The sequence below is a fragment of the Pedobacter borealis DSM 19626 genome (assembly GCF_000708285.2).
GTDB lineage: Bacteria > Bacteroidota > Bacteroidia > Sphingobacteriales > Sphingobacteriaceae > Pedobacter > Pedobacter borealis.
On the sequence record NZ_JAUG01000014.1, the window covers coordinates 32,642 to 48,342 of the forward strand.

At 37.3% G+C, this 15,701-nt stretch carries 13 protein-coding genes; 4 read left to right on the forward strand and 9 right to left on the reverse strand.

Going from position 1 to position 15,701, the window contains the following annotated elements:
• Positions 1–298 precede the first annotated feature (298 nt).
• Entirely contained in the window at positions 299–649 is a 351-nt protein-coding gene (locus AW17_RS06035) for a GIY-YIG nuclease family protein (protein WP_029275228.1), read from the reverse strand.
• A 133-nt stretch (positions 650–782) separates the two neighbouring features.
• Here AW17_RS06035 and AW17_RS06040 point away from each other — a divergent pair, with 133 nt between their 5' ends.
• The 4 genes from AW17_RS06040 to bioD all read left to right on the forward strand — a co-directional run bounded on the left by AW17_RS06040 (position 783) and on the right by bioD (position 3,895).
• The gene (locus AW17_RS06040; RefSeq protein WP_029275229.1) at positions 783–1,559 is read left to right on the forward strand and encodes an XRE family transcriptional regulator; all 777 of its coding nucleotides are present in this window, start codon (positions 783–785) and stop codon (positions 1,557–1,559) included.
• A gap of 78 nt (positions 1,560–1,637) precedes the next feature.
• A complete protein-coding gene (locus AW17_RS06045) occupies positions 1,638–2,090 on the forward strand; it encodes a hypothetical protein (RefSeq protein WP_029275230.1) in 453 nt (150 codons plus the stop codon).
• Positions 2,091–2,164: 74 nt separating this feature from the next.
• Complete coding sequence (locus AW17_RS06050; RefSeq protein WP_029275231.1) at positions 2,165–3,286, forward strand: aminotransferase class I/II-fold pyridoxal phosphate-dependent enzyme; 1,122 nt, start codon at positions 2,165–2,167, stop codon at positions 3,284–3,286.
• Positions 3,287–3,895: a dethiobiotin synthase gene (gene bioD, locus AW17_RS06055; RefSeq protein ID WP_029275232.1), complete on the forward strand. Its 609-nt coding sequence runs from the start codon at positions 3,287–3,289 to the stop codon at positions 3,893–3,895.
• A 222-nt stretch (positions 3,896–4,117) separates the two neighbouring features.
• On the opposite strand, the gene AW17_RS06060 is transcribed toward bioD, so the two are convergent.
• The 8 genes from AW17_RS06060 to AW17_RS06090 all read right to left on the reverse strand — a co-directional run bounded on the left by AW17_RS06060 (position 4,118) and on the right by AW17_RS06090 (position 15,562).
• A complete protein-coding gene (locus AW17_RS06060) occupies positions 4,118–4,813 on the reverse strand; it encodes a GDSL-type esterase/lipase family protein (RefSeq protein ID WP_029275233.1) in 696 nt (231 codons plus the stop codon).
• A 27-nt stretch (positions 4,814–4,840) separates the two neighbouring features.
• On the reverse strand, positions 4,841–5,377 hold the full coding sequence (locus tag AW17_RS25250) for a glycerophosphodiester phosphodiesterase family protein (protein ID WP_342421323.1): 537 nt from the start codon (positions 5,375–5,377) through the stop codon (positions 4,841–4,843).
• A complete protein-coding gene (locus tag AW17_RS25095; protein ID WP_280739937.1) occupies positions 5,262–5,741 on the reverse strand; it encodes a glycerophosphodiester phosphodiesterase family protein in 480 nt (159 codons plus the stop codon). The genes AW17_RS25250 and AW17_RS25095 overlap by 116 nt, the downstream gene beginning before the upstream one ends.
• A gap of 149 nt (positions 5,742–5,890) precedes the next feature.
• Entirely contained in the window at positions 5,891–7,300 is a 1,410-nt protein-coding gene (locus tag AW17_RS06070) for a calcineurin-like phosphoesterase C-terminal domain-containing protein (RefSeq protein WP_029275234.1), read from the reverse strand.
• A 79-nt stretch (positions 7,301–7,379) separates the two neighbouring features.
• Positions 7,380–8,915 carry a DUF5689 domain-containing protein gene (locus tag AW17_RS06075; RefSeq protein WP_051691656.1) on the reverse strand — a complete coding sequence of 512 codons (1,536 nt, stop codon included), beginning with the start codon at positions 8,913–8,915 and terminating at the stop codon, positions 7,380–7,382.
• 12 nt (positions 8,916–8,927) lie between these two features.
• Positions 8,928–10,508 carry a SusD/RagB family nutrient-binding outer membrane lipoprotein gene (locus tag AW17_RS06080; RefSeq protein ID WP_029275236.1) on the reverse strand — a complete coding sequence of 527 codons (1,581 nt, stop codon included), beginning with the start codon at positions 10,506–10,508 and terminating at the stop codon, positions 8,928–8,930.
• A gap of 7 nt (positions 10,509–10,515) precedes the next feature.
• A complete protein-coding gene (locus AW17_RS06085) occupies positions 10,516–13,695 on the reverse strand; it encodes a SusC/RagA family TonB-linked outer membrane protein (protein WP_051691657.1) in 3,180 nt (1,059 codons plus the stop codon).
• Positions 13,696–14,341: 646 nt separating this feature from the next.
• Complete coding sequence (locus tag AW17_RS06090; RefSeq protein ID WP_029275238.1) at positions 14,342–15,562, reverse strand: sterol desaturase family protein; 1,221 nt, start codon at positions 15,560–15,562, stop codon at positions 14,342–14,344.
• Between the last annotated feature and the right edge of the window lie 139 nt (positions 15,563–15,701).

The window sequence follows — 15,701 nt, forward strand, 5'->3', positions numbered from 1 at the left end:
GCTATCATTGACAGGCTCCAATAGAATGGTCGTCCTCTCGACTGTAGTGCAGTCCCGAACTTTCGGGAGAGAGATCTTTGTACCAAGTTATTGAATCAAAGTTAAAAGATTTCTCCTCCAAAGGAGTTCCTTTGGAACACTGCGGTCGAAATGACGATACTTCAAGACCATTCACCTGTTTTATCCATCTGTCATTCATATTGATTTTTGTGAAATAAATTAAGCCTCAGTATGACAAAAATGTTAGATAAGTAAAATAATTGTATCAAATTTAAACAGGCTCTAATAAACGTAACAATTAAGACAAACTCGTAAATGATAGTTTTACCTGATTACTTATATTCCGATGTAAAAGAATATTTTCGAAATCGAGCCCTATAGTTAAATCAATCCAATCTGGATTACAAGATCTTACCAAACGTTCTTTTTGCATGCGTGTAAACCGACTAATTGATTTAAAACGCAGCAAAGCCTGTGCTTCTGTTTTAAACTCTTCAAAATAAACCAGGCGGGTTAATTGCTGCCCGTTATCAAAAAATAAGTTTGGCATCTGTTTGTAGAAATCCAGTGTCTTCATTAAATCAGAGCTCATGCCCACGTGCATACTTGTACGATTTCTGTCGGTAACGATATAAACAAACTTTTTCATGATCTTATGTTTAAAACTTAAAACTAAACTATTTAGTATACCCTCTTGCAAATCAAAATAATATTACTAACTTTATGAGCATAAAATTACTAACTATTTTAGTAATTCCAAATTTATTTTAAAATTTATTTTTATGTCAAATATTTCAAATAATTTAAAGTACCTCAGGAAGAAAAAAGGCCATACACAGCAAAATTTCGCTGATGTAATGGAAATCAAGAGATCGCTCATCGGGGCTTACGAGGAAGACCGGGCGGAACCTAAATATGATTTGCTAAAAAAAATAGCCGAATACTTTGATCTTACCATCGATGAATTCATCAATGAGAAAATATCTGACAGCTGGAAACCGAAGCCAAAAAGCCAGGGATCTAACCTAAGGGTACTAAGTATTTCTGTTGATCAGAACGATCGCGAAAACATCGAATTGGTTCCGGTTAAAGCAAGCGCTGGTTACTTGAACGGTTTTTCTGATCCTCAATATATTAGCGACCTACCGAAATTTCAACTTCCCTTAGCCGCATTAAGACAAGGTACCTTTAGGGCTTTTGAAATTATGGGCGATAGTATGCTGCCTGTTCAACCAGGCAGTGTGATTATTGGCGAATACCTGGATAACTGGAATGAAGTAAAAACCGGAGAAACGTACATCGTGATTAGTAAAAATGAAGGTGTAGTATACAAAAGAGCGGGTAACCGTTTCAGAGAGAATAAAGATTTAAAGCTGATATCAGATAATAAGGTATATGATGCCTATACAATTGCTGCCGACGACATTCTGGAAATCTGGAAAGCCAAGGCATATATATCTACCTCATTACCGGAACCTGCACCAGATCCGACAATGGAAACCTTGACGCAGATGATGGCACAAATGCAGAAATCAATCTCTCAGTTAAATAAAAATTAACAATTTTAACAACCTCCGATTAAACCGTTTGCGTTTTTATGTATCTATTGTTTTAACAAACACATAAAAAAGCATAACATGAAAAAGGCAATTTTAACAATAGCAATTGTAGTAATGGGATTAACCGCTGCATTTGCTCAAGACACTACAAAGAGAGTAAGGCGGGCAATGCCTAAAATGACTGCCGAGCAAAGAGCAGAAAAGGTAACCTCCAGATTAGAGAAACAGTTAAGCTTAACCGCTGATCAAAAAACCAAAATTTACGCCATTGAATTGGAAAACGCAAAGAAAATTGAGGCTTGGAGATCTGCTGATCAAGGCGATATGAAAGGCAAAATGAAAGAACGTAAAGCTACTATTGATGAGCAAAAAGCTAAAATAGATGGCATTTTAACTGCTGAACAAAAAACCAAAATGGATGCTTTCCGCGCCGAAGCTAAAGAAAAGGGTGAGAAAATGAGAAAAGGAATGGGTGGAAGAGGTAAAAAAGACAAAGCACCTGTAGTTTCTAATCCTCCTGCACAAGGATAAATAGCTCAAACATTAATTAATTATATTTTTGAAAGCGTTCCGATTATTCGGGGCGCTTTTTTTACTTTTGACCGATGAGCAAAATTGAACAGTTTCTTAACGGTAAACTTCAGGAACGAAAAGATAATCTTTCGATCAGGAATTTATCGACGAACATCCCTCCTTTTGATTTTTGTTCTAATGATTATTTAGGTTTTGCCAGATCGAGCGAATTAAAAAAACTGATTGACGATACCATAGCCACACACCCCAATTACTTAAACGGAGCTGGTGGTTCGCGACTGTTAAGCGGAAATACCGCATTTACTGAAGAAACCGAACAGCTTATTGCCGATTTCCACCGAGCTGAAAATGGATTGATCTTTAATTCTGGTTATGATGCCAATGTAGGGCTATTATCAAGCATCCCGCAGCGCGGCGACACCATTATCACTGACGAATTGATCCACGCCAGCATTATAGATGGCTGTAGGTTAAGCCATGCTACGCGTTACAAATTCCTTCATAACGATATAAACGATCTTGAAACCAAACTGAAACTGGCAAAAGGAAACATATTTGTAGTGGTAGAAAGCGTTTATTCCATGGATGGAGATATTGCACCATTAATAGAACTATCTAACCTTTGTGAGCGCTACCAGGCCAACCTGATTGTAGATGAAGCTCATGCTACGGGAGTTTTTGGTGCAAACGGCAGCGGATTAATCAACCAGCTTAACCTGACCAGTAAAGTATTTGCACGAATTGTAACCTTTGGAAAAGCCTTAGGCGTACACGGAGCCATTATTTTAGGAAGTAAAAACTTACGCCATTATCTTATTAATTTTGCAAGATCGTTCATTTACACCACAGCTGCTCCCATTCATAATATAGTTGCAATTAGATCGGCATACCAACACCTAAATAAAATTGATCATCAGCTGATTCATCAAAAAATTGCATTGTTTAGAAAAATGTTAACAGCGCAAAACATTAGTGCACTTGATAGCGAAAGTGCTATTCAGGGTATTTTGTTTTCATCAAATCAAGCGACTAAACTGGCCGCTACGGCACTGCAAAGCAAAGGTTTTGATGTACGGGCAATATTAAGCCCAACAGTAGCTTTGGGCAAAGAAAGGCTCAGAATCTGTCTTCACAACTTTAATGCCGACGAGGAAATTATTTCGTTGGTTAATCATCTTAAAGAATTGAATTAAATGGCTAAATATTTTATTACAGGCATTGGAACAGGCATCGGAAAAACATTAATCAGTGCCATTTTAACCGAAAAACTAAAAGCCGATTATTGGAAACCGATCCAATCGGGAGATTTAGATACCAGCGATAGCATAACCATAGGTAGTTTAATAAGCAATACGCAAACCGTTATCCATCCGGAAAGCTACAGATTAACACAACCCCTATCACCGCATTTATCTGCAAGATTAGATGGTATTGAGATTGATCTGAACAAAATCTACACACCTTTAACGGAGAACAATTTGATTATTGAAGGCGCTGGGGGTTTAATGGTACCCTTAAACGAAAAAGAGCTGATTATCGACCTGATCAAAAAGTTGAATGTTGAAGTGATACTGGTTTCACAAAATTATCTAGGCAGCATTAACCATACGCTTTTATCTGTCAATCTGCTTAAACAATATGAAATTCCAATTAAAGGCATCATTTTTAATGGCGATGAGAATGTGGAAACGGAAAGATATATCCAGCAATATACCAAAATAAAAAAGCTAGGCAACGTACCTAGCTTCAGCAATATCGATAAAGAAAAAGTACTGACTGCCGGACAGGACCTTTTTATTTAACAAAGTCCAAAAGCCAGTTATAGTCTGTTTTTTTTTGAAAGCAGTTGTCGTACTGCATTTAAAGTTTAGTCCTGTTTTCTGCTTGTAGTCCCGATTTGAAGGAAATCGGAAGCTACCGCGTCAACCAGGTTTAGGGATGTAAGGTTTCTGCAACTATTAATGGTTAAATACAGCGCAATAAATCCGAAGAAGGCCAGAAACTTGACTTCTTTCTAAATCATATTATTTCTCAGTTAAATAACCAGACTTTTTAAGAAATTCTGCCCAAACCTGGTATCCTGCCGGAATAAGGTGTAAACCATCTTTGGTAAGTTCTGCCCTTAAATGTTTGTCCTGATCAGTAAAATTTGGATACAGATCAATGACTGTTACATTTTTAGCCGTAAATTTTCTGATTTCATCATTTAACCAAAGAATATGTTCGTCTTTGCCATAATGGTTTTTAAATTTTTCGAAAGCACTGTTCACTGGCAAAAGCGTATTGAAATAGATGTGTGTTTTCTTAGAACCTTTTCTGATTCTGGCAATCATTGTTTTATAATTTCTTAAGATCACACTATCTGGAACATTCCGGGAGATATCATTTATACCAATCAGGATAAAAACTTTTGCTGGTTTACCATCAATTACATCTTGTAAACGCTCTAAAACACCAAAAGTAATATCACCTGAAATTCCTCTGTTTTTTGCCTGTGGCAGATCTAAAAGTTTAGCCCAATCCGTGCCAGCGGTAATGCTGTTACCCAAAAAGACGAAATCTGTTTTAGATTTTGAATCGGCTTTAAACTTCGCTACCTGCTCAACATATTTCCCAGGGCGATAGGTGCTGTCCCATTTTACTACCTGAGCCATAGCTGCTGTAAAACTCAGGGTAAATACAACAACGGTTACCAATAACTTGTTAAAAAGTGCTTTCATATTATACTTTTATAAAGGCCTAAAATATTATTTTGCCTGAACTAAAATATCCGGATAATCAGAAATAATACCATCCACATTTAAGGCTTTTAATTTCTGAACATCGGCTAAGGTATTAGCAGTCCAGGGTATGATTTTTACACCATCAGCATGTGCTTTTTTAACCAGTTCTTCATTCACCATCTGCCACACTGGACTTAAAATAAAGGGCTTATAACCTAAATCGGCAATATTTTCTTCATATGTTTTTTTATTGGCGACCAAAAAAGAGGTTTTCATTTTAGGATACTTTTCGTGAATAATCTGGATTGTCCTTTTATCAAAAGATTGGATCACAACAAAATCAGCGATTTTTTTCTTCAAAATTACATCCATTAAAAGTTCAACAAACTCTTCGGGTTTAGGGTTGGTAACGCCATCTTCTTTTTCGTTGCATTTAGTTTCTATGTTATAAAAAAAACTGTTTGCGCTTATTTGTCTTAATATCGAGCTGAATGGCATCAATAAGTTCTGAAAGCAAAGGAAGGTATGTTTTTTCTTTCTTCTGCTGAGGAAATTGCTCATAATACTTGGTACCTAGATCGAATTGTTTGATTTCATTGTAATTCATTCCAAAAATCGGATATTTTTTGGCATCTGTTACCGGAATATCTTTCCCTTCTGGTGTAAGCATAAATGCCGGACTTAGGTAATCATCATGCGTTACTACTACTTTACGGTCTTTAGAGATGTGGGTATCCATTTCCAAAGTGGTAATTCCTTCTATTTTCATGGCATTTAACATCGCCAAAATGGTATTTTCGGGCATAAGTCCTCTTCCGCCCCGATGTGCTTCTGCGCTAAATACCGGAAATTTAACTTCCTGGCTAAATGATTTAACCGCAAATGCAGATAATAAAATAAAAATTGCTATTGTATTAAGTTTCATATTTAGAGTGGATTAAGCGTAATAGTGCCGTCAGATATTACTATCTGACACTATTATCTATAATTAGTTTAGCTTTTGAAATTAATAATCTGTCAGATGGTAACATCTGACAGCAAAGGATCCGACAGCACGGAACAGATATAAGGATATTACGCATTAATTTCCGCCTCAAATTTCTCTCCGAAGCGGTCGGTAGCAATTACCTTTACTTTTTTAACCGATGGCTCGAAATGCGCCATAAACAAATGATCAGTTGATCTTGGTTCCACAAATGGTCGTGGATTTGGCAGTTTATCACCTTTGTACAATTTAAGGGCTAAAGGATCAAATCCATCTTGTTGAGCCAATGCGCCCATCGCTTTTCCGTCCAAAAAATATTCTACTTTCCATTCAGGATCATAATTCCAAACATTGGCGATTAATCTTTTCTGATTGGTTAAGGTATCTACATAAATATCAAGCTGTTCTTTCCTATCCCTTCCGGTAGATTTGTAATACCATTTCAAATTGGTTCCGTCTACTCCGTAAACGCCGTAGCCACGTGGTGTACCATCCTCGCAAATGGGACCTGTCCACCAGCCACCACAAACAGTACCATGGTTATGTTCGTAAATGCCGTTCTTGATTACATTTTTATTAAAATGCGTATGTCCCGACATGATATGAACGTTTTTGAAATCTTTTAATACGGCATAAAAATCATTGTTATTTTTAACAGCATTATATACAGGAATATGCAGGCAGATAATCAGTAATGCATCTTTAGACACTAGTTGCAGATCTTTGGCCAGCCATTCCAACTGTGTTGGGGTGATGTACCCGTCGTAAGTTCTTTCTACCCCCAAATAACGTACATCATCTAAAACCACGTAATGAGCCTTACCTCTGTTAAAAGAGTAATAAGTTGGGCCATAATGTGCTTGAAAAGTCCGGTCAGAGGTATCATCACCTCCTTGCCTGTAATCCTGATCATGATTTCCTAGTGCCTGGAAAAATGGAATCCCGATTTTGGCAATAGCCTCATCGTATGCAGGAAAAAGATCGAAATTATCCCAAACTAAATCACCTACACCGATTCCATGAACGGGTGTTTTCCCCATTCCTTTAACCAATTCTCTTGTATCAGGAACAGCGGTTTCCATCATTTGCGCCACATCTTTTTTATTCTTCACCTGAGGATCAGCCCAAATGATAAAATTATGTTTGTTATCATTTTGTTTTAGCGGCTTAAGATCGAAATTTAACTTACCGGCGGTATCTGGTTTATAATAATGGCGGGCAATGCTACTTTCGGTTTTAAACTCGTAACCCGAAGGCGTGCTGATCCAAACAAAACGGGCCAGTTCGTGAAGTTTAATCTCGTAGTTACCGTTTTTATCAGTTTGCACCACACTGTATCCATCAGAAATCACTACTCCCGAAACAGCCTTACCTTTGCTGGTTACCGTTCCGCTTACTAATCCATCAACAGCGAATAACGAAGATGGAAAGGATTTTAAACTAACAAATAAGGTTGTGGCTAATAAAGTTGATTTTTGTATAAAGGATCTTCTGTTCATGATTTTTGATATTAAATCATACGGTTTAAATTTTTATAATATTAAGAAGGCCAGTTCTCGCTGGCCTTCTTACTGTTTATTACTTATCGATTAAGGTTGTAACGCCTCCGGTTTCGATTGCACTGAGTATTGAGGTGTTGGTTAAAGGAACACTTGTCATTGTTCTGACTGACTCCCATCCGCCTTTAGTTGCTTTGTAAATACCACCTAACTTTGCAAAACTTAAAGCTGTTGGAAAACCAGCAAAACGTTTAGAAATATCATTAGTTCCTTTTCCATAATACTCCTGTGGAACTTTTCCTGCATAGGTTGCGAATTTATCAGTAATGGTGATTCTTAGTCCATACTCAGGTGGCCCTGGCATATAAAAACTTCCATTAGGACCACCATAAAAAATAACATCCAGCGGTATCGTATTTGCTGTAACATTTATTCCTTCAAACAATGCAATACCGGCAACGTTTCCACTATTGGCTAACAAGTTACCCGATACATCCCCTACACCATTTGCACCTGGTACTGTAGTATAGTCAACTTTTGATAACCATTTTGAAGTTGGTATAACTGTCGAAGCAGATCCATTAATCCGCTGACCTGTACCACCCACATAGAAAAACTCACCTTTTTTTGCAGTTCCTGAAGTGATATTTATTTTATAAGTTCTTACTCCCCCTGTTGCCCATCCTTGGACTGGAAATGAAGTAGCACCAGCATTGTTGTTTGTGATTACTGAAAATGGTGTTGCCGCAAAATCAATATCTTTGGTCGCTAGAAACTGAACATATTCATAGTTTCCGTCAGTCGAATTCGGGTCAACAAGAAATCCGGAGATTATAGCAGGTGAAAGTTTAGGCATCGGAACATAAAAAAAGTCTTCTGCTGTTCGCATCCGGTATTCGATCTTTTTTGAAGTTCCCGTGCCAGTTACGTATACTACACCCGTAAAATTACCTGAAGGCTGAACAGCCGTATTTGCAAAAGTAGCATTGGCACTGGTACGTAATGTTGCAAGACCAAAACCATCATTTATTATTTTATCTCCCGAGTATATTACATCACTCGTTGGTTCCGGGTCGTAAACCGCATTGTTAATAGCAACTAAAGTGCTTTCATAACGATCTGGGTTAGCTAGAATAGCGCTTGTATTTGCTGCCTGTAATTTAATGGTTCTTCCTGATGCAACTTTGGTTATCGCAGAATTTGTTATACCAGTAATCTGTAGAATCCCATCAACCCTTTTCAATATACCCCCATCCAGTTTGATATGCAATGAATCTCCTGGAATATAATTAGAAGCTGCTGTTCCGATGTTGAATGAAATTCCCCTCAACGAATCTGCTGTGCCGTTAATGCGGCTATTTTGCAAAGCAATTAATCCTGCTACCGAATTGCCAGACCTAAAGTCAGAAACTACTACACCTCTTATACTTGTAGCACCCCCTATAGCATCAGAATTGAGTGAAAGATCTGATCCTTTATAGTACCTTCTTAAATCAAAGTTAGAAATGAAACCACTTTCTAAAAACTTATAGCGATAATCGTCTTCCTTTTTGCAGCTTGCGTAAATAATAACAACAACTGCCAGCAAAAGAAAATATTTTAATTTATTTTTCATCATCAATAGTATTTAAGGTTTTTGCCACCACATCAATGTATTCACATCATCAGGTCCCTGTGCTGTTAATACATTTTTATAATTAGTTGGATTGGTTGATTGGGCAAGTATTGGATAGTATAAACGAACCGGCATTTTTCCGCCATTTAATAAATTGGCTCCTTTTGGAAGTAATGGGTGACCGGTTCTTCTGTACTCGAACCATTGCTGAAAGTCTACTAAAAACAAGGCATAATATTTTTGCAAGTGAATTTGTTCTAATTTGCTGTCAGAACCAACCGTTTTATTGTCTAATGGCAATGCATCATTCCAATTAAAATCACCTTTTAAAGCGTAGGCCCTTACAGCTGCATCGTTACCGTTTGGGTATAAAGCTGGCATCCAGTAGTTAATTCCGTCTGCAACACCTTTATAATAATAGTTTTCACCGGTGCCATTGATCCAGCCCCTGGCAGCAGCTTCCGCCAAAATAAAATCAACTTCTGCTACGTTCATTATCACGCCTGTAAAAGCATCAGTTTGCAAGCTTGTCGGATTTCCCGATTGTGCATCAGAGTAAAAATATGCTTGTTTAGCTGGTGCTCCACTACCTATCGGATAAGCACTTGGTATACCAATATATCCCGCCGGCCCTGCAGCAATGCTCCACCTGTTTACACCATTTTTTCCTAATGTCGGATTTATTCTCGGATCTTCCCAGCTAGTGAGGTTATTCATAAAAAAGTCGACAATGGCGGAAGCCCTGAAATCAGCTGGCCTAACACTAACCATAAATGGCGATGAGTATACCGCTGTACTGCTATTTGTACCATTCCAAAGAATTTTAGCGGTATGAGTATTATCAGTCATAATTGGATACTTAACCGGATTGGTATCTACTATTTCTTTAATTTTGGCTATGGCCTGCGCACTAGCTTCTGCCTTGCCAGAGATACGCAGCAACAGCCTCAAATACAGAGAATTTCCAAATCTGCGCCATTTACTAATATCTCCATTGTAAACCGGATCGCTAATGGCTTCAATCTTCTGACCTGCCGTAAGAAGTGTATTTGCTTCTTCCAATTTATTCAGTAGCGACATATAAATATCTTTTTGTTTATCAAATGCCGGCTCCAATACACCAACCTTACCTTGATTTGCTTCTGTGTAAGGTACATCTCCGTAGCTATCTGTTAACAGTTGCATCGTCCACGCCTCTGCAATTCTGGAAATGCCCTGATAGGAAGTGTTAACTGCACCTTGTTTGCTTGCGATGATATTGATATCCTTTATATTTGTCAATTCAGAATACCAAGAATTCCACATCGCATCAGATAGTTGTCTTCTGATATCATACCTGTAAATTCTACCTTCCAGCACTTCATCCAGGGTTGAAACTGTAACCTGCATTAATTCATTGTTAATGGTTCTGTTACGTATTAAGTTTGCACCTAACACGTTTGTTAAAGTAGGTGCCAGCAATTTATCTGCGGTAACTTCTGGAACACCTATCGGATCTGTATTAATTTTATCGAAATCTTTCTTGCAGGAGAAAAATGAAGTCCCCATCACCAGTAAGAAAGCATAACCTGTAATATTTTTAATCTTTTTCATTTTCTTATTAGTTTATACCCACTACTAAACGTGCACCAAAAGTTCTGGTTGATGGCAGTTGCCCTACTTCAAAACCTGTTACGATATCGCTACCCGACAATGTACCAAACTCAGGATCGAAGGCTGGCCACGGCGACCAGGTATATAGGTTACGACCATACACGCCTATCGTTATCCGGCTCAAGCCTAAACTTGAAACCAGTCTTTTTGAGAATGTATAATTAATATTTGCTTCTCTGAATTTTAAATAATCTGTTCTGAAAGTACTTCCCTCTGCATTGGTAGAACCATATATAGCTTCATAAAATGCACCTACATCAGTTGCAACTGTGGTATTGGGACTATAAGTAACGCCATCGGAATTTAACATTACTCCTTCGCCAATTAAACCGCCGTATCTGCCTGGTAAGGTTAGTTTTAATTTACCCAGGCCAGCCATTCTTGCAAATGTTAATGAGTGCGCAACAGCACCCAGTTGTGCATCAAATAACACATTGGCTACAAACCCCTTATAGGTTACGCCTGTACCAAAACTAAATCTAAATTTAGGCATCGTATTTCCAAGGTATTTTAACTGTGTTTGATCTGGAATGGCTTTACCTGTATTGTCGAAGATAACTTGTCCATCAGGTGAACGCTTCAATCCGAAACCATAAATATCGCCAAGGCTTCCACCAACATTGGCTACAATTTGGGTACCCCCAATTGGGCCTGTACGTAATATTACTGAGCTATCAGCAAGTTCTTTAATTGTATTTCTGTTTGCAGAAAACGTTCCGTTAACAGTCCATTTAAATGATCTGCTCTGTAAAGGTGTTGCATTCACCGACATTTCCAAACCTTTGTTATCTACCCTGCCAGCATTAAATACGGCAATTGAATATCCTGTAGCACGATCAATCGAACGGCTTAATATCTGATTTTTTGTATTTCCGGTGTATGCGGCAAAATCGAAATTTAATCTGCTTTTAAATAACTTCAGCTCGGCGCCAACCTCAATTGTTGTAGTAGATAGTGGCTTTAAGTTATTATTTGGAAGTATACTTGGGTTTGTCATGGCTCCACCCGGATAAATTCCGTTTGCAGCAAGAGTATAGTTATATGCGGTACGGTATGGTGTTGTTCCACCACTCCCCACTTGAGCAATTGAACCACGAAGTTTAAAATAGTTGATTTGCGAAGGCATTTGCCAAAAATCTGAAGCAATGAAAGATAAACTTGCAGATGGATAGAAGAAACCAACATTATCCGTACGAAGTGGCGATGCCAAAGTACTGTTCCAATCCTGTCTTCCGGTTAAATCTAAAAACAAATAGTTTTTTAATGATAAAGACATTGTACCATACAAACTATTGATATTATATCGTGCGGTATCCGGTACCGAAATCAATGGATTTTGATTGTTTTCTAAGCTATAATCACCTGGAACAACTAACCCGTCAGCGCGAAGCTCTGATTTGTAGTATCTATTTCTCAATTGGCTACCACCTACCGATGCAGAAAGCTTTAAATCTCTTGATAGATCCTTGCTATACCTCAATAAAAAGTCAGCGTTCGCTTCATAGGAGTTAATATCCTGAATACGATAAGAGCCTTGGGCAAATTTTGCGCCTGCAGCATCCCAAGGACGCTTGGTTTCACGAATATCATGATTGAAATCGATAGATGAGCGTACCAGCAAGCTTAAATCATTAGTAAACTTATAAGTTACCTGTACATTTCCTAAAATACCATTTCTTCTCTGTCCATTGATATACTGTTCAGAAATTGCATAAGGGCCTTCAGGAAAACTTGAAGTCAAATCTATAAATTTTCGCTGTTCTTGTCCAGCTACCCAATAGTTTTTAAACCAATCCAAATTCATATTGGGATGTGCAAACATGAACCAGTACATTAACGACTGATTGCCATAACCAGTTGCAGGTAAATTGTCGCTGTGTCTGTTATTATAACTGGCTTTGAAAACAATATTTAGTTTTTTGGTTACGTTACTATTTCCCGACAAAGAAACCGAAGTACGTTCTAAATCTGTATTCGGAGCAATCCACTCATTATTACCATGGCTTGCAGTAAAGCGTAAACCTACTTTTCCGGCATTTCCATCCAGACTTACGGCGTTTGTCGTTTCAATCCCTGTTTTAAAAAACGCATCCAGTGCATTTGGATAAGCAACCCAGGGCGTACGCGTTATCCCCCCTTTTTGTGTGGTTGGATCATATTGAAAAAACATGCTGGTACCATCAAACCTTGGGCCGTAAGTCGAACTGGTTGCATGAGTATCTGCACCATCTGCATTTGTTCCAAAACTATAATAACTAGCACCGCTTACACCTGCACCATATTCTTGTTGAATATCTGGTCCTCTATTAATTTGCTCGAAAGCAGTATTAGAAGTGAAAGTAATATTAAACTTTTTCTTACTGCTACCAGCAGATTTGGTCGTAATTACAATGGCTCCATTTGCTCCCCTCTGACCATAAAGAGCTGACGCTGCAGGTCCTTTTAATACCGTAACATTTTCAATGTCATCGGGGCTTAGATCGCTAAGCGCACTACCAAAATCTGTTGGCAAAATATCTCCTGATGTTCCATAAACGCCGCCACCAGTTCCGGCAGTACGTTTTGCGCTACTACTGGCCACAACCCCATCAATAACAATCAGTGCTTCGTTATCTCCGGTTAAATTATTTTCTCCACGAAGAATGATTTTATTAGACCCTGCCAAACCGCTGTTACGAACTAGGTTCAATCCTGCAACTTTACCAGATAATGCATCTGTCCAGTTTGTTGCTACGGCATTTGTAAATGAAGAACTGTCTAAAGTAGTAATGGCATATCCCAGGGCTCTTTCCGAGCGTTTGATCCCTAAAGCAGTAACTACTACATCGTTTAGTTGGCTATTGGATGAGGTAAGCCTAACAATCACATTGTTTTCGCTATTATTAAACGTTTTCCGCAAGGTTGTATAGCCCACCATATTATAAAGAACAGTAGTTCCTTTAGCAATAGTGATGGTATAATTTCCCTTCTCATTGGTTACCCCCAAAAACTTCTTATTGTTATCCGTTATCGTTGTTCCAATTAATATCTGACCATCCTGGTCATCCAACACCGTACCTTTAATTACAATATTTGGCGCCGGAGTTTGCGCAAAACTTTCGTTAATACAAATTAATTGTATCAGCATAACACAAACTAAAAAACTAAAGCGTTTTAGTTTACCCTTAAAAAAAGTTCGACTTTTCTTTTGGTGATTATCAGGACTGCTTTGCTTTACATGCAGAACGCATTGATGCCACGAAATCTGTTGAGTAAAATTTTTGATCATAATTATTATAGTATATCCGGTTAGTAATAGGGTTCATATCTGCGATTTATTTTGTCCGGATTTGCGGGCAAAGTAAGCCTGTTTATGTTAAAAATATATTAAACAAACATTAACGTATTGAAAAGCAACCTAAATGGATTGCGATTTATTTGGTTTTACTTACTATATATTTCGTTAATTAAAATTAACAAAACAAATCGAAACTAAAAACAATAAAACAAATCAACAAGAAATATTTTTTAATTGAATATTTAAACAGACAGAAATATCGATGATCGTAAGAAGAGTGGAGTAAGCAAGTTATACCTAAACAAAGCTAAAAATGGCTTTATTAATAATATATAAAGAAAAATAATGCATCAACGGATTAAATCATCAACACAAAGGTACCACGTAATAATTTTATTACAAGGCATGGTGACAGGAAAATAAATAGAGAAACAAAACGAAACATCGCGTTGTAACATTTATATATCAACCTAAACCGAAAGATAAAGAAACATAACTAACCTACTTTTGCGTACTCAAATACATGCTTCATGTAAAGTTTACGTAAAGAGAATGTCCGTTCAAGTGCAATTAAAATAATCACCGGAAATATTAAAAAACCAAGCAGGTTAAAAGTGTAGAAAAAATAGCCAAAAATTAATATGAACCTGAAACATTCGAGGTAATAGATCCATTTACGTTGCTCCAAAAGTGCGCCAATATTGATTAAAGTAAGCAAGATAAAGACAAGTATTGCAGCTTTATTGAATGGTGTTAAAAAACTATAAAATAAGGTAGTGCCGGTAAGCATTGCAACCACTGTTATCAACTGTATATTTAAATAGGTTTTAAACTTAGGTTTAGCAACATGTTGTATTTTATTCTGAAAGTAACGCTCTTCTAAAACGGGCCGGATGTTTTGATCCATCAACGCCGGACTCCCGAATATGGCATTCCATTTAGCCTTAAATCCATTTGCACGCTTGTACGCCTCTCCTATTTCTAAGTAGTAGTGAAAATGTTGCCAAAGGAAACTATAACTTTTAATAGGATGTGTTAAACCATATTTAGGCGCCTCTTCTTCGGCCTGAAAAGTACCGAATAATTTATCCCAGAATACAAAAACATCGCCATAGTTTTTATCCAGGTATTTTTCGTCAGAAGCATGATGAACACCATGCAAAGAAGGCGTGATGAATATATGTTCCAGCCAGCCCAGCTTACCGATTAATTGTGTATGCGTAAAAAATGAATAGACTCCATGAGCCAAAAGTATGGTAATAATCATATTGGGATGAAAACCAATTAATGGTAATATACACCAAAACACATTGCGGAAAATGGCTTGAATGGTCGTAATCCTCGCAGCCGCTGATAAATTAAACTCTTCGCTCTGGTGATGAACAATATGTGCAGCCCACAAAAAATTAATTTCATGGCCTAGTCTATGGTACCAGTACCAAACAAGATCTGTCGACAAAAGCAATAATATCCACACATACCATTTTGTAGAAATATCAAAAATTGCATAATTTAAATACACCCAATCGTACACCTGATAAAAACTCGCTACAATAAATAAGTTCAATAACCTTTCGGCAATACCTACACTAAAATTCGCAACCGTACTTTCATATTTAAATATTTTCGCTTTTTTTTGGTGCTGAGCGATCCTAAACTCAATAAATACAAAAATAAAAAATGCTGGAATGGCAAATGCAAGGTAGTTTACCGTCATAACTTTTGTGGTCGTTTTTAGTTTAACGGAACAAACTTAAATATATTCTATTAAATACATAGATTTTATAGAATATATTATTACACCTAAATTACTCCGATCTTCATTTAATATTTGTTGTTTTAATTTATTTGTAGAA